Origin of the sequence: Corynebacterium tuberculostearicum, from assembly GCF_046097255.1 — a bacterium.
Lineage (GTDB): Bacteria > Actinomycetota > Actinomycetes > Mycobacteriales > Mycobacteriaceae > Corynebacterium > Corynebacterium tuberculostearicum_J.
This window is the reverse complement of sequence record NZ_CP175770.1, coordinates 2,439,422-2,453,844: the sequence shown is the minus strand read 5'-3', so window position 1 is coordinate 2,453,844 and position 14,423 is coordinate 2,439,422. Positions and strand designations below refer to the sequence as shown.

At 60.3% G+C, this 14,423-nt stretch carries 14 protein-coding genes; 7 read left to right on the top strand and 7 right to left on the bottom strand.

Annotated features, from left to right (window positions below):
- Positions 1-15: 15 nt before the first annotated feature.
- The 5 genes from ACKFRY_RS11705 to ACKFRY_RS11685 all read right to left on the bottom strand — a co-directional run bounded on the left by ACKFRY_RS11705 (position 16) and on the right by ACKFRY_RS11685 (position 5,321).
- Entirely contained in the window at positions 16-177 is a 162-nt protein-coding gene (locus ACKFRY_RS11705; RefSeq protein ID WP_408923433.1) for a glycine betaine ABC transporter substrate-binding protein, read from the bottom strand.
- Positions 178-324: 147 nt separating this feature from the next.
- Positions 325-1,716: a hypothetical protein gene (locus tag ACKFRY_RS11700; RefSeq protein WP_408922901.1), complete on the bottom strand. Its 1,392-nt coding sequence runs from the start codon at positions 1,714-1,716 to the stop codon at positions 325-327.
- A gap of 502 nt (positions 1,717-2,218) precedes the next feature.
- The gene (locus ACKFRY_RS11695) at positions 2,219-2,956 is read right to left on the bottom strand and encodes a sulfite exporter TauE/SafE family protein (protein ID WP_408922900.1); all 738 of its coding nucleotides are present in this window, start codon (positions 2,954-2,956) and stop codon (positions 2,219-2,221) included.
- 45 nt (positions 2,957-3,001) lie between these two features.
- Positions 3,002-3,664, bottom strand: a complete 663-nt coding sequence (locus ACKFRY_RS11690) for a TIGR03089 family protein (RefSeq protein WP_408922899.1) — start codon at positions 3,662-3,664, stop codon at positions 3,002-3,004.
- A gap of 25 nt (positions 3,665-3,689) precedes the next feature.
- Positions 3,690-5,321, bottom strand: a complete 1,632-nt coding sequence (locus ACKFRY_RS11685) for an LCP family protein (protein WP_408922898.1) — start codon at positions 5,319-5,321, stop codon at positions 3,690-3,692.
- A gap of 124 nt (positions 5,322-5,445) precedes the next feature.
- On the opposite strand from ACKFRY_RS11685, the gene ACKFRY_RS11680 reads away from it, so the two are divergent.
- The 3 genes from ACKFRY_RS11680 (at position 5,446) to ACKFRY_RS11670 (ending at position 8,355) form a co-directional block, all read left to right on the top strand.
- Positions 5,446-6,345, top strand: coding sequence for a glycosyltransferase (locus tag ACKFRY_RS11680; protein ID WP_250410731.1), 900 nt, complete (start codon positions 5,446-5,448; stop codon positions 6,343-6,345).
- A 101-nt stretch (positions 6,346-6,446) separates the two neighbouring features.
- Positions 6,447-7,541 carry a sugar phosphate nucleotidyltransferase gene (locus tag ACKFRY_RS11675; RefSeq protein ID WP_408922897.1) on the top strand — a complete coding sequence of 365 codons (1,095 nt, stop codon included), beginning with the start codon at positions 6,447-6,449 and terminating at the stop codon, positions 7,539-7,541.
- A 565-nt stretch (positions 7,542-8,106) separates the two neighbouring features.
- Positions 8,107-8,355: a WhiB family transcriptional regulator gene (locus tag ACKFRY_RS11670; RefSeq protein ID WP_005528147.1), complete on the top strand. Its 249-nt coding sequence runs from the start codon at positions 8,107-8,109 to the stop codon at positions 8,353-8,355.
- 81 nt (positions 8,356-8,436) lie between these two features.
- Here ACKFRY_RS11670 and ACKFRY_RS11665 read toward each other — a convergent pair whose 3' ends face one another.
- Positions 8,437-8,907 carry a metallopeptidase family protein gene (locus ACKFRY_RS11665; protein ID WP_408922896.1) on the bottom strand — a complete coding sequence of 157 codons (471 nt, stop codon included), beginning with the start codon at positions 8,905-8,907 and terminating at the stop codon, positions 8,437-8,439.
- Between the two features lie 96 nt (positions 8,908-9,003).
- Between ACKFRY_RS11665 and ACKFRY_RS11660 the strand changes: the two genes are divergently transcribed.
- Positions 9,004-9,471 (top strand): DUF3499 domain-containing protein, encoded by a 468-nt coding sequence (locus ACKFRY_RS11660; RefSeq protein WP_408922895.1) that lies wholly within the window; start codon positions 9,004-9,006, stop codon positions 9,469-9,471.
- A gap of 54 nt (positions 9,472-9,525) precedes the next feature.
- Positions 9,526-10,893 carry a phosphomannomutase/phosphoglucomutase gene (locus ACKFRY_RS11655; protein ID WP_005326604.1) on the top strand — a complete coding sequence of 456 codons (1,368 nt, stop codon included), beginning with the start codon at positions 9,526-9,528 and terminating at the stop codon, positions 10,891-10,893.
- On the opposite strand, the gene ACKFRY_RS11650 is transcribed toward ACKFRY_RS11655, so the two are convergent.
- Positions 10,890-12,245, bottom strand: coding sequence for an FAD-dependent oxidoreductase (locus tag ACKFRY_RS11650; RefSeq protein ID WP_250408903.1), 1,356 nt, complete (start codon positions 12,243-12,245; stop codon positions 10,890-10,892). The genes ACKFRY_RS11655 and ACKFRY_RS11650 overlap by 4 nt on opposite strands.
- Positions 12,246-12,498: 253 nt before the next feature.
- Between ACKFRY_RS11650 and ACKFRY_RS11645 the strand changes: the two genes are divergently transcribed.
- A complete protein-coding gene (locus tag ACKFRY_RS11645) occupies positions 12,499-14,175 on the top strand; it encodes a nitrite/sulfite reductase (protein WP_250408904.1) in 1,677 nt (558 codons plus the stop codon).
- Positions 14,172-14,423, top strand: a complete 252-nt coding sequence (locus ACKFRY_RS11640; RefSeq protein ID WP_250408905.1) for a hypothetical protein — start codon at positions 14,172-14,174, stop codon at positions 14,421-14,423. The genes ACKFRY_RS11645 and ACKFRY_RS11640 overlap by 4 nt, the downstream gene beginning before the upstream one ends.

Below are 14,423 nucleotides of genomic sequence, written 5' to 3'. Positions count from 1 at the left end.
GTTAAGGTGTCGCAGCTAGTCCGCGATCAGGTTTTCTTCCTTCAAGAAATCCAGCGCCACGGTGGTGTAGTCCTCGCCGTCGACGTCGACGCGGGCGTTAAGTGCCTGCATCTTTTCGTCGGTAAGCAGCTGCGAAAGAGGATCGAAGAGCTCTGCAATTTCTGGGTGCTCGTCCAGGGCCTCGGTGGGAGCATCTGGAGCGGAGTGATGACGTGTATGGGGAGGGGGAACATGAAGGAAGGCCGCTGCACCGTTTGATGGTGCAGCGGCCTTTTGAAGTGACTGGCTAGGAAACTGTGTCCCTAGGACAGAAGTGGGGAGTTCTTAGAACAGGCCCTCAGCCTTCTTGCCGGTGTCCTTCAGGGTGTGCTCGCGGGAGTCAACGTTCTGGTCGTTGTGCTTGGAGTCATCACCCTTGATGCGGGAGGTCTGGGTTACCTCGATGTTGTTGATGAGGCGGCCTTCCTTGGTCTTGCCGTCGCCGAAGTCCAGGTTAGCGATGCGGGCCTCTTCGCCAGCGTTAATCGGGTTAGCCAGGGTTACCTCGAAGGAGCGGGTGGAGGTCTTCTCGTTGAAGCCCAGGTCACGGATGTGAGCGCCGTTGGAGGAACGCGGGGTGATGAGGCGGTCAACGCCCTTCGGGCCCTTAGCGGTCTTCACGTCCACGCGGAACTGGGTAGCTGGGAACTCGCCGTAGTAGCGCTCGGAGCCAACGTTCTTAGCGCGCAGAGCAACGGTGCCTGCGAAGCCAGCGTGCTTAGCGCCGGACACGGTCAGGTAAGGCTCGAGGTCGAGCTTGTGCTTGGAGTCCTTCTTGCCCTCCTTGGCATCAACCTCTTCCTGCTTCTTCTTGTCAGCAGCCTCTTCGTTCTTGCCCTCTGCCTCAGAAACCTTCTCGGTTGCTTCCTTGGCGTTGCCCTCGGACTCCTTGACGACCTCTGCATCAGCCTCGAGGTTCTTGTCCTCTTCAACAACCTTCGGGTCATTGACGTCGGTGGTGTTCTGAGCGTCCTTGTTAGGAGCGTAAGAGTCGGACAGCTTGTCGTACAGCTTGACGCGAACCTCGTTCTTTACCGGCTGCATTGCGTTCCATGCGGTCGGGGTGGACCAGGTGCCGTTTGGCTTGCAGTACTGCTGGGTGCCGGTCATGTTCAGCACGCGGAAGCCGTAGGTAGCTTCACCGGTGTGGTTTGGCGGAACGTCGTATGGTCCGATGGACTGGCCAGCATCCCAAGACAGGGAGTAGGAAGCGCTAGCGCCAATCTTGGTAGCGATCTCGTGAGAGATGCCGAAGGAGCCTTCAGCGCCCTTCTTGGAGCCCTTGCCGCCCAGGTTCATGGACGTGGTCTCGGTGCGGTCACCGTTGACGGAAAGGGAGATGGACTGAGACTTGGACAGATCCTGCTGCAGCGGGATGTCCTTCTTGGTCTGGTTGGTGGTGGAGATGGTGCCGGCCGGCAGGAAGCGATCGGAGACCTTGTAGACCACGGTGCGGTGGTCCTCCCACGGGTTACATACCGGGCGAGGGTTCAGGACGTTCGCCTTCATGTGGTCGGAACCGTGGGTGGTGTGGATGATTGGCAGGTCCGGGTTCAGGGCCGGGGTCTCCGGGTAGGACTCGGTCTGGGTAGCTGCGCCAGCCAGCGGTGCCGCGAATGCGGTGCCGGCGACGATGAGGCCGGCGGTCAGGCCGGTCATGCGACGACGAATCGACATATAGAACTTCTCCTAGGTAGGTAGAAAATGAATGAACTTATGAATGAAATCCAGCAACTCTCAATGTTGCGCTAAGAAAACGCTAAAACAGGCTCAGAATTAATTCATCTCTTAGATGTCTATATATGTGCCACCTCGGCGGGTGGGTATTTTTTATATAGACCAAGCTGTTTATTGGTGTTTGTTCCCGCTAAGCGGCTGATAGTACGTGCAAAAATATTGATGGATGATTGTCTATACAATCGAGAATCGACACGAAGGGAGTGGGCCCCTATGTGGGGGTGATTTGGCGGCCCCTGGAAGGGGTTTGGGGTCCCGTTAAAAGGTTGTGGACACGTCACAATATGTGTCATACGCTGCATTTAAGCGGGTAGGGGGAAGGTAATAAAATGCTTTGCCATGAATGTTACGTGACATAAGTTATAGGCGTTTACATGGCAGAGGTTGGTGCGTTTCGCAACAGGAACCTGTTGGGGTCTTCTGCTGAGGGGTAGCGCGTGGGCTAGAGTAGGGCCGATTCGACAATCAGCATGAGGGCCGCAGAGATGGCAACGATGATGACGATGCGGTTGAGGAGCTGCCTATCTATAAATCGATTGAGGTAGTTGGCGGCAATGAGCCCAACGACGACTAGGGGGAAATAGGCCGCCGCGGTGGTGACCTGGGTGTCGCTGATCTGCCCATTGAACGTCAGAATTATAAGAGAAATTAAGGTTCCGAGGACAAAGGTGCCCGCTAAGGTGCCGCGTGTGCGGTTGGGATCAAAACGCTTCATGATCAGCGCCATGGGCGGGCCGCCGATGGAGGTCGAGGTGCCCAGGATGCCGGAGGCTACGCCAGCGATGAGCGTATTGGCGGTGGTGGGGCGAGGGCTCCATCCCAAGCTGGATAACGTCATAGCGAGGAGTACGGCACAACCGATAAAGATGGATAGCCCATCAGGAGAGAGGCTGGCAATTGCCCAAGCGCCCACCAGGGAACCGGGAATGCGGGCTAGGGAGGAAATGCCCACAACGCGCCAGGACGTCTCGCGGTAGGTGCGCGCGAGCGTATAGCTGGAAATGCACAGCGCGAGCAGCAGAATGAGCGTCGGCACGAGCTCAGGTCGAATGAGCGCGATTATGGGTGTGGCAATGGTGCCTAAGCCAAAACCGATGGTGCCCTGAGTAATGGTGCCAGCGAGGATGAGAACGCCGATGAAGATAGAGGACCATGCGTCTACAGAGATTCCCAGAAACATAACGAGGGCTAAGTGTATCTGGGCCCAGTCTGCATTCTGAAACTATTAGAGGCGGGCGGTGGCCTTCTCATTGACGGCGATTTCCTCCAAGCGCTCGGCCGGGCACATGCCGGCAACGATAACCGCGGAACCGCCAGCGGCTAGGGGCTCGAGTACGGCGCGGGAGAAAGACTCATTATCGGACCAGCCGGTAGAAAGCAGGCGCTCGGCAGATGCGGGGGCATCGACAAGCTGGGGCAGTGGTTGGGTTTCGCCAAAGTACTGATCACCGTAGAAGCGCACGGTGGGACCAAAATCGATGGCGCCGGCGGGAAGCTCCCCGCCAGACTCTACGACGCCGCGGCCAAAGGGGTCCTCGCTAATGAGCACAATGTCGGCCTGCGGCTGGCGCTCGTGGGCGGCCGAGTAGCGGGAGGGGGAGGTAAAGACGACGTCGGCAAGCGCGGCAGACTCGCCAAAGCTATAGGAAGGGCCAGCAGCAAGGGTGCCCAAGGCGACGACGGCCGCCTGCCACGAGGAAGGAAGATCGATGGCGATGGTGGAATCCGGCTCTAAGTCGAGCTCTTCTTCCAGCATATTGGCGATCTTGGCCACCCAATTGTCGAGCGTTTGCGCGGAAAAATCCATGCGCGCGCCGGTCGCCTCGTTATATACGGTAAGCCGCGGGGAGGCGGCGTCGGCACGCAAAAGATGGGCGAGTAGTTCCATACCCGCCCATCGTAGGGGAGAAGTGCTAGTTCACGCAGCGCGGGCCGTCGCCACCAGCGTCGATCTCCGGGGAAACCTTGGCGGTACCGAAGTCATTGCCTGGGGTGCCTACCGGCTGGCTGGAGGTGTCTTCCTCCGGCTGCTCGTCGCTGGCTTCCTCATCGGAAGGCCCCTGGTAATCATCGGTAGCAACCACGATGAGGGTGTCACCATCGAGCTGCGGATTCTCTGCCACTGGCAGCCCACCCAGCTTCTTGGCCAGGGCCTTAGCTTCCTTGCTCGATGGATCGGCGGCGACGACCTGCGACTCGCTGTAGATGCCCGGCTGCGCATTGGCGGAGCGCTCTACCGTGTAGCCCTTGCCCTCCAGCCAGGAGCCGATGCCGGCGGCCAAGCCATCAATATTGCCAGCGTTGAGGACGTGAATATTGATATTCGGATCGACGTCCTTGTCCTTCTCTGCCTTCTCCTGCTTGTCCTTATCCTCGGCCTTGGACTCATCGGTGGCTTCATCATGGGTCTTGGCTAGGTCATCCATGAAGCGGTGGACCTCGGCGGCATCGATGGTGACGATGGATTCGCCATAATCGCCCTGGCCGTCGATGGAGGTTACCGGGATAGTGGTGAAGGTGACATTGCCGCCGGCCAGGCCTGCGAGCTGGGTGACAAAGCCCATGATGTCCCAGCCATCATCGATGACTACGGAGCGCTCTACCGCCTTGGCAATCTTAGACAGCTTGGAAGGATTAGCCAGGGTGTCATTGTCCAGGATCTTATTGACCAGGGACGCCATGTAGGCCTGCTGGCGCACGATGCGGTCGAGGTCGCCGCGCGGGAGGTTATAGCGCTGGCGCACGAAAGCCAGGGCCTTGGCGCCGTCGAGGGTCTGCTTGCCCTTGCTGAACTTAGCGCCAGACATGTCATCATCAACGTCATCGTTGAGGCAGACATCTACGCCATCGACGGCATCAGTCAGCAGGGTAAAGCCCAACAGGCCTACCTCGGCGTAGTGATCAATAGACACACCGGTCAGGGTGCGCACCATGGCCAGCAATCCTTCGCGGCCGGCTTCGACGCCCTGCTTTTCGATGTCCTTATCCGAGTGCGGCTTCTTTTTGCCCTTGGCCTCGGCCTCGGCATTCTCCTGCTCCAGCTCTTCCACCTTGGCGTTCTTGTGGGAGGCGAAGACGGCATTCATCTTCATATTGCCGTAGTCCGGATCCTTGACATAGGTATCGCGCGGAATGGATACGGCGGTAGCGCGGGAACCGTCCTCCGGAACGCGGATGAGCATCATGGTGTCGGTATTTTCCTCACCATCGGCCACGCCGGCGTGCAGGTCCGCCAATTCCTTCTCAGAGAGGGGGTCGCCCTTGGCATCGGTACGCGAATCCTTGCCCACCAGCAAGATATCCACCGCGCCATCGAGCGAGTCACCGGACAAGCCTTGGCCGTCCAGGGACAAGTCCGTGGCCGAAGACATGCCATTATCCAGCCGACCCACGGTGGCATAACCCACGCCAGATACGACCAGGATCAAGGCAGACAGGAGTGCCACGATCGCCTTGATGGCCGTGGAACCTTTTTGCTTTACCGCACTAGCGGCAGAGGGGGCCGGCTGGATGGTGCGCGCCCGGCGAGTGTTCTCAGAAGTCACAAGTGGAGGCTTTCTAGATTGGTGGGGATCTGGAGACAGTTTAGGGCAGAAAAGCCAAAAATTAGTGATCCGCGTCCGATTTCGCGTGTTCGGGCAGTGTCCCTGCCCAGTGCGAGGAGCGCCTGTGACTAAGCTCGGGGCCATTGTGACTACACCAAATCAATCCCCGCTGGCCGTGATCACCGTGACCTATAGTCCCGGTGAATACCTCGGTAGTTTTTTGGACTCCCTGCCGGGCGCCTGCGCCCGCGGCACCAAGGTCGTGCTTGCGGATAATGGCTCCACCGACGGCGTGCCCGAGGCCGCGGCCCGCGAACGCGCCGGGGTGGACTTTCTCGATACCGGCGGGAATATCGGCTACGGCGCTGGCATGAATGCGGGTGCCCGCTTCGCCCGCGAGCACGGTGACGTGGATGAGGAATTTTTCCTTATCTCTAATCCCGATGTCACCTTTACCCCGGGATCTATTGACCAGCTCATCGAGTGCGCCCGCCAGTGGCCGGATGCTGCGGCCGTGGGCCCGCGCATCGTGGAACCGGATGGCAGCAATTATCCCTCGGCCCGCGCCGTGCCCACCGTGGCTACCGGCATTGGGCACGCACTCTTTTCTTCTATCTGGCCGTCCAATCCATGGTCGCGCGCCTACCGCGATGAAGCCGATATGACCGCTCAGCGCCCGGCCGGATGGTTATCCGGTTCCTGCCTTCTTGTGCGCTGGGAGGCCTTCGACGCCATCGGCGGGTTTGATGAGCGCTATTTCATGTACCTCGAAGACGTGGACCTAGGAGATCGCTTCACGCGCGCCGGCTACCAAAACATCTTCTGCCCGGAGGCCGTTATCAGCCACGCCAAGGGGCATTCCACCCAAGCGCACGCCGGAGCGATGCTGCGCGCCCACCACAACTCCGCCTATCGCTTTCAGGCAGACCGCCACCCCGCATGGTGGCAGGCCCCGCTGCGTGGCGCGTTGTGGCTGGGGCTGCGAGTCCGCGGGCTGATTGCCTCAGCCTCGGCACGTTCTTAAGAACCGGTGCGCGTGCCGTTGACCTGGATTGCGCGCCATACGCTCTACACTGTCCCTCAGAAAATCACAGAATAAAACTGTCCGCATACATAAGGAAGACTATGACTGAAGCAGCCACCACCCACGGTGCCAGCACGGATGCAGTGATTCTCGTCGGCGGCCGCGGCACCCGCCTGCGCCCACTAACCATCGGTACGCCGAAGCCGATGCTGCCGACGGCAAACTACCCGTTCCTGCAGCACCTGCTCGCCCGCATCAAGGCCGCCGGCATCACACACGTCGTCATGTCTACCTCCTATAAGGCCGAGGTCTTTGAGGAGTACTTCGGTGATGGCTCCGAGCTGGGCTTGGAGATCGAGTACGTGGTGGAAGAGACCGCGCTGGGCACCGGCGGCGGCATCCGCAACGTCTACGACAAGCTGCGCAATGACACGGTCATGGTCTTCAATGGCGACGTGCTCTCCGGCATGGATCTGGAAGGCATCCTCACCACGCACCATGACAAGGACGCCGATGTCACCATGCACCTGCTCAACGTGGCTGACCCCCGTGCGTTTGGTTGCGTGCCGACCGACTCCAACGGTCGAGTTACCGCCTTCCTAGAAAAGACCGAGGATCCGCCCACCAACCAGATCAACGCCGGTTGCTATGTATTCAAGCGTTCCGTCATCGAGTCCATTCCGGCCAACCGCGTTGTTTCCGTGGAACGCGAAACCTTCCCAGGGCTCTTGGCTGAAGGCCGCCTGGTTGTCGGCCACGTAGACAACTCCTACTGGCGCGATATGGGCCGCCCGGATGACTTCACCCGTGGTTCCTCCGACCTGGTACGCGGCATCGCGCCTTCTCCGCTGATTGAGGGCAAGACCGGTGAGTCCCTGGTGGATCCCTCCGCCGGTATCGCCGGTGGCGTGCTGCTGCTGTCCGGTACCGCAGTGGGCCGTGGCTCCGAGGTGGGCGCGGGCTCCCGCCTGGAGGGCACCGTTGTCTTCGACGGCGTGCGCATTGAGCCAGGCGCCATCATCCACAACTCGATCATTGCCTCCGGTGCCCACATTGGCGCCAACGCGGTCATTGAGAACTGCGTCATTGGTGAAGGCGCCCACATCGGCGCACGCTGCGAGCTTCTCGACGGCATGCGTGTCTTCCCTGGCGTTTCCATCCCCGATGCCGGCGTGCGTTTTAGCTCCGATGCTTAACGCTTCCGCCGTGGCCAAGGCACTGCACTAGGCCCAGATGGGATAGGCCGAACTGAGGAAAATAGAGCCTCGGTTCGACCTTTCTTTTATGGGGCCAGTCGCTGCGCCTAGGCGAACCGGCCGACATGGTGCGGAATCTTCATAGATGTGAAGCGCATGGATCCCTTCTTTGCGGGGTTGTGCGCGCGACACGCCGGGATTTCCTGAAAATTGTTGACAGAAAAACAGGGCACCACTACATGTAGTACCCCCTACCTATACCCCCACAGGGGATCAGTTGTTACGGATGTGACGGATGGGGATCGTGTGCTGCGTTTTTGCCGGAAAGCGCGAAGAAGCCGCCAATTCGGGTTGACGATATTTAGTGATCCGGTGTGAAATTACATCAGTGAAAGAAACAGCGGCCGGCGCCGTTACTTCCACACCATCCCGGCGGGGCTACCCAAAGAGAATGTGGTGTACAGTCGGTCGCACTGATGAGAATTACCCAACCTCGGAGAAAGGAAAAGGCGTGGACAAAATGGCTAATAACAACGCCATTCTCCGTGGCGGTGCTGCTGCAGAGATGTCGCTCGATGAACTCTTCGGTGCCGTCGAGCAGGAGTGGCAGGACCAGGCGCTGTGCGCGCAGACCGACCCTGAAGCATTCTTCCCTGAAAAGGGAGGCTCTACCCGCGAGGCCAAGCGAATCTGCCAGGCCTGCGCGGTGCGCGATGAATGCTTGGAGTACGCGCTGGAGCACGATGAGCGCTTCGGTATTTGGGGCGGGCTATCTGACCGTGAGCGCCGCCGCCTCAAGCGCGAGATTGGATAATTAAGGTGTCCAGTAAGGCCCCTGGCTAGCACGCAATGTGCGGCCAGGGGCTTTTCTGCTGCGCCGCGAAATTTACCGGGGCTACCAGCTATAGCGCGGGTCCACTTCTTCGGGGTCCAAGTTGAGGTAGTTGGCCACCAGCGCGGTGATAACGGTACCCAGGAGCTCGGAGCGCTCGGACGGGGTGGAGGCGCGTTGCTCGATGGGCATGCGGAAAATGACCAAGCGTGCGCGGGTGGGCTGGCCCTCGGAATCTACGCCGGCAGGAACCACGCGGCCGAGGGGAACTGGACCATCGGCGATAATCTCATCCGGTAGCACGGTCATATCGGGCGAAAGCCGCATGCGCGGGATGGTGTCTACAGCCAAGTCGAGGCCCCGCAATTGTGGCGCGAAGGCGTTTTGGATGGGGGCATAGGCCTCCAATACGGCCATGTCGAAGTGCTCGCGCGCGCTGCGGTAGCGCGGGGTCTGCTGGGGGAGGAGAGGTCCGCGCATGCCGTGGCCGTGGCGGTCGCGGTCGGGGCGGATATGCGGGCGAGCGGCGGTCATGACCTTGATTCTAGGGTCCTGGCGGGCTGGTTTTAGCGGAGCCACGCCGGGGCGAAGACTATCTAAATCTCAACTAAGGGTTTAGACTTATGCGCTGTGACTATTTCTCGCCATTGCTCCCGCCCAGGCTGCGGCCGCCCCGCCGTGGCGACATTGACCTACGCTTACGCGGACCAGACGGCCGTCGTTGGGCCGCTGGCGGAAGAGGAGAACCCACACAGCTGGGATTCGTGTGCCACCCACCGTGACCGCATCTCCGCCCCAGTGGGCTGGGAACTGGTGCGAGTGGACCGCATTGAGCTGGACGAGGAAGATGACCTGATGGCCCTGGCAGAGGCCGTCAAGGAAGACGGCCGTGTGACCACCGGCTTGGTCGATGACCGCAGCGCCGGCTCCGGTGCAGACCCTATTGACTATTCCGCCACCTTTGATGGGGCAGACCCTGCCAATTCGAATCACCCGGTCTTTCGCACCCGCCGCGTGGCGTATGCCAAAAAGGCGCGCCGCGCCCACCTTTCCGTCGTGCCCGATGAAACGACGCCCGCGGAACCGGAACAGGACTGACACGAACCCCGTGGTGCGGTAGTTTCCCAGTCGGCGGGGGTACTATTGCAGGTTATGCGAACTCGTGAGCATCTTGATGCAGTAATTAAGGCCTATGACGTCCGTGGCGTGGTGGGCGAAGATATCGATGAGAACTTCGTGCGCGATACGGGCGCCGCGTTTGCCGCCATCTTGCGGGAAGAAGGCGAAAATACCGTAGCAGTCGGCCACGATATGCGCCCGTCCTCGCCGTCTCTGGCGCGCGCTTTTGCTGAGGGCGTGACCTCACAGGGCCTCAACGTGACCCTGCTGGGGCTAACCTCTACCGACGAGCTCTACTACGCCGCCGGCTCCCTGGAGTGTGCGGGTGCTATGTTTACCGCCTCTCATAACCCGGCCAAGTACAACGGCATTAAGCTCTGCCGCGCCGGCGCGGTACCGGTGGGCCAGGAGACCGGCCTGGAGCAGATTAAGCAGATGCTTATCGACGGCACCCCGGAGTTCACCGGCACCGAGGGTGCAATTGCCGAACAGGAGATTCTGGCCGGCTACGCCGACTTCCTGCGCAAGCTGGTACCGCTAGAGGATTCCAAGCCGCTCGTCGTAGCTGTCGATGCCGCCAATGGCATGGGTGGCCACACCGTGCCGGCCGTCTTCAATGGCTTGCCTTTCGACGTCCGCGATTTGTACTTCGAGCTCGATGGCACTTTCCCGAACCACGAGGCTAACCCCTTGGACCCGAAGAACCTCGTAGACCTGCAGAAGTTCACCGTGGATCAGAAGGCCGATATTGGCTTGGCCTTCGACGGCGATGCGGACCGCTGCTTCGTGGTGGATGAAAAGGGCCAGCCGGTTTCTCCTTCTGCCATCTGTGCGCTGGTGGCTGAGCGTTACCTGGAGAAGTTCCCCGGCGCTACCATCATCCACAACCTGATTACCTCCAAGACCGTGCCGGAGCTCATTAAGGAAAAGGGCGGTACCCCGGTGCGCACCCGTGTGGGCCACTCCTTCATCAAGGCGCAGATGGCCGAGCACAAGGCTGCCTTCGGTGGCGAGCACTCCGCGCACTACTACTTCCAGGAATTCTGGAACGCTGATTCCGGCATGCTTGCTGCGATGCACGTGCTGGCCGCACTGGGCCAGTCCGACAAGCCGCTGAGCGAGCTCATGGCGGAATACTCCCGCTACGAGGCCTCCGGCGAGATTAACTCCACCGTGGAGGACCAGAAGGCCGCTACCCAGGCAGTACTGGATGAGCTGGCGGATAAGATTGAGTCCGTCGATGAACTCGATGGCGTGACCGTCGAGCTCAAGGGAACCGAGGCATGGTTCAACGTGCGCGCGTCCAATACGGAGCCGCTGCTGCGCCTCAATGTAGAGGCAAAGACCACCGACGAGGTGCAGTCCATCGTCGACGAGGTCCTTGCCATCATTCGCCGCTAATTTTCGGCGCGCGAGTGGGAGACCATGTCCTCCCACTCCACAAACTTCTTACGCTCGCGGCCCTCGCGCTCGCCTAGGGCGCGCTCGGCCGCGTCCAAGCGCTGCCAATCCTGCCACGTCAGATAATCGATACCGCGCTCGGCAAAGACTTCGGTGATATCCGCGGCGCTGGAGGGGGAGGGGAGGGTGCCAGAAGCGGCGTCGGCAAGCAGCATGCCAATCGTCTCCGTGGCATCGGACTTGGTATTGCCAATCAGGCCCACCGGGCCGCGCTTAATCCACCCGGTGGTGTAGAGGCCCGGTACCACTGCGCCGGCCGCATCGATAACATGGCCGCCATCGTTATTGATGACGTTCTTGTCCTGATTAAAGGGCACGCCATCGACCGCATCGGAGCGGTAGCCGGTGGCGAAGTAAACCGCCTGCACCGGCCATTCCGTGAACTTTCCGGTGCCGTGCACGCTGCCATCGCCGTTGAGCGCGGTGCGCTCGGTCTTGATGCCGCTGACCTTGCCGTCCTCGCCCAAGATCTCTACCGGCTGCTCAAAGAGGTGGATCTGCAGCGTGTGTGGCGCTTCTTTTGGATCGCGAATCGCGTACTGCTCGAGCACCTGGCACACCAAGTCGGTGGACTTGCTCTCCTGGCGCGCGGCCAGCGAGGCCTCGTCATAGTCGATGTCCTCGGGGGAGACCACAACATTAATGGACTCGGAATGGTCCAGCTCCTTGAGCTCCTGTGGGGTGAACTTGGCCTGCGCCGGGCCGCGGCGGCCGAAGACACGCACCTTCTCTGCCTGGTTCTTAGCCAGGGACTCGTAGACATTATCGGGGATCTCGGTGACCTTGAGCTCATCGCCGGTCTTGGCCAAGATGCGGGAGACGTCCAGACCCACATTGCCCACGCCAATGACTGCGACCTCCTTGGCGGAGAGGTCCCAGTCGCGCTCGAAGCGCGGGTTGCCATCGTAAAAGCCCACGAATTCGCCTGCGCCATGCACGCCGTCCAAGTCCGCGCCAGGGATATCGCGGTGGCGATCGCCCACGGCGCCGGTGGCAAAGACCACGGCATCGTAATGCTGCTGCAGCTCGTCCACGGTGATGTCACGGCCGATATGCACGTTGGTCAACAGGCGAATCTGCTCGGTATCGAGCACGCGGTGCAGGGACTTGATGATGCCCTTAATGCGCGGGTGGTCCGGCGCTACGCCGTAGCGGATGAGACCGAAGGGCGCGGGCATCTGCTCGATGAGGTCAATTTGTACCTCGCCGCCGGTCTTTTTCACCAGGATATCGGAGGCGTAAATGCCGGCCGGGCCTGCGCCGATGACGGCTACCTTCAAGGGCTGATTCATGCTGCGTGAATGCCTTTCTCTCTATCGCGGGGTCTAGACCGCTAGGTTCATTTTCTGTGGCTTATCTTTCTGGCAATTGAACCGTTTAGTCTAGGTTGTGGCAAGGAGTTGAATTAGATTCTAAAAATATTTTTCTCTTCATGCAGTTCAGGGCGATTTTTTAGTTGAAAATAAAAAAGACCGCTTTGTCTGGTCATTTTAGACGGGTACGTTGTCTTTCAATACTTTGGAAAGGCAGGTTGAGATCTACACCATGACCACCGCGACTAATACCAAGCGCACGTCCCGCGCCAAAAAGCCCGAAGGCCAATGGAAGATTGACGGCACCGAGCCCCTCAATAACGATGAGGTAATTAAGCAGGAAGACGGCGGGCTTTCTGCCAAGCAGCGCGTCATCGATATCTATTCCAAGCAGGGATTTTCCTCCATTCTGGCCGATGACCTAGCCCCTCGCTTCAAGTGGCTGGGCCTTTATACTCAGCGCAACCAGAACTTGGGCGGCGAGATGACCTCCAAGCTGTCCAACGCCGAGCTGCAGGACGAGTACTTCATGATGCGTGTGCGCTTCGACGGTGGCCGTGCCGATCCTGCCAAGCTGCGCGCCGTGGGTGAGATCTCGCGCGATTATGCCCGCTCCACGGCGGACTTTACGGACCGCCAGAATATCCAGCTGCACTGGATTCAAATCGAGGATGTGCCCACCATTTGGGACAAGCTCGAGTCGGTAGGTTTGAGCACGCTCATGGGCTGCGGCGACGTGCCGCGCGTCATTTTGGGCTCTCCGGTTGCCGGCGTGGCCGAGGACGAGATTATCGATGCCACCCCAGCCATCGAAGAGATTAAGAATAACTACCTGCCGCGCGAGGAATTCCATAACCTGCCGCGAAAATTCAAGACCGCTATCTCCGGCAACTCCCGCCAGGACGTCACGCACGAGATTCAAGACGTTGCCTTCGTGGGCGTGAACCACCCCGAGTACGGCCCGGGATTCGACTGCTTCGTTGGCGGCGGCCTGTCCACCAACCCGATGCTCTCGCAGTCCCTCGGCGCCTGGGTTCCCCTAGAGCGCGTGCCGGAGGTCTGGGCCGGTGTGGTCGGCATCTTCCGTGACTACGGCTTCCGCCGCAACCGCAATCGTGCCCGCCTGAAGTTCTTGGTAGCCAAGTGGGGCATCGAAAAATTCCGCCAAGTACTGGAGGAGGAATACCTAGACAAGCCACTGCTGGATGGTATCCCACTGGAGGTCGAGCCCGGCTCCCGCGATCACTTGGGCGTGCACCGCCAGAAGGATGGCAAGTTCTACGTTGGCGTAAAGCCCACCGTGGGCCACGCCACCGGCGAGCAGCTCATCGCCATTGCGGACGTGGCCGAAAAGTTCGGCATCAGCCGCATCCGCACCACCCCGATGAAGGAATTGCTCTTCCTTGATGTGGAGGAAGAAGACATTCCGGCGCTCTCCCGCGCGCTCGATGAGACCGGCCTCTACTCCCAGCCGTCCGAATTCCGCCGCGGCGTCATTTCCTGCACCGGCCTGGAATTCTGCAAGCTCGCGCACGTGACCACCAAGGCCCGCGCCATCGAGTTGGTAGACATCTTGGAAGACACCTTGGGCGATTTGGACGTTCCGATTTCCATCGCGCTCAACGGCTGCCCCAATGCCTGTGCGCGTTCGCAGGTATCGGACATCGGCCTGAAGGGCCAGATTGTTACCGATTCCGAGGGCAACCGCGTCGAGGGCTTCCAAGTCCACCTTGGCGGCGCCCTTGGCCTGTCCCCGGACTGGGGCCGCAAACTGCGCGGCCACAAGGTCGTCGCCGATGAGGTGCCCGAGTACGTCATTCGCTTGGTCAATAAATACAAAGAGCAGCGCGAGGACGGCGAGCAATTCCGCCACTGGGTCTTGCGTGCCAAGGAGGAGGACTTGCAGTGAATTTTCGCCGCCAGCCCAACCCCAACCGCAACCATCCCAGCTTCTGCCCGTATTGCGCCGGCACCGACCTCTTCCCGGATGAGGAAGATGACTTTTCCTGGAAGTGCCAGGAGTGCCTGCGGATTTTCTCCGTGCGTTTCCATGGCCAAGACGATGCCCCGGTAGCCCCCGCACCGGCTGTGTCCTCTAACGAAGCACTGAAGCGCTCGCTTGCCCGCCGCGGCCACACCACGGCGCCGAAGGCTTAA

Bases quoted from the DNA above. Each gene is read 5' to 3' on its own strand.
- ACKFRY_RS11670 (WP_005528147.1), top strand. From the start codon at position 8,107: ATGTCGCTCGATGAACTCTTCGGTGCCGTCGAGCAGGAGTGGCAGGAC.
- ACKFRY_RS11645 (WP_250408904.1), top strand. From the start codon at position 12,499: ATGACCACCGCGACTAATACCAAGCGCACGTCCCGCGCCAAAAAGCCC.
- ACKFRY_RS11650 (WP_250408903.1), bottom strand. From the start codon at position 12,245: ATGAATCAGCCCTTGAAGGTAGCCGTCATCGGCGCAGGCCCGGCCGGC.
- ACKFRY_RS11655 (WP_005326604.1), top strand. From the start codon at position 9,526: ATGCGAACTCGTGAGCATCTTGATGCAGTAATTAAGGCCTATGACGTC.
- ACKFRY_RS11700 (WP_408922901.1), bottom strand. From the start codon at position 1,716: ATGTCGATTCGTCGTCGCATGACCGGCCTGACCGCCGGCCTCATCGTC.
- ACKFRY_RS11665 (WP_408922896.1), bottom strand. From the start codon at position 8,907: ATGACCGCCGCTCGCCCGCATATCCGCCCCGACCGCGACCGCCACGGC.
- ACKFRY_RS11695 (WP_408922900.1), bottom strand. From the start codon at position 2,956: ATGTTTCTGGGAATCTCTGTAGACGCATGGTCCTCTATCTTCATCGGC.
- ACKFRY_RS11675 (WP_408922897.1), top strand. From the start codon at position 6,447: ATGACTGAAGCAGCCACCACCCACGGTGCCAGCACGGATGCAGTGATT.
- ACKFRY_RS11690 (WP_408922899.1), bottom strand. From the start codon at position 3,664: ATGGAACTACTCGCCCATCTTTTGCGTGCCGACGCCGCCTCCCCGCGG.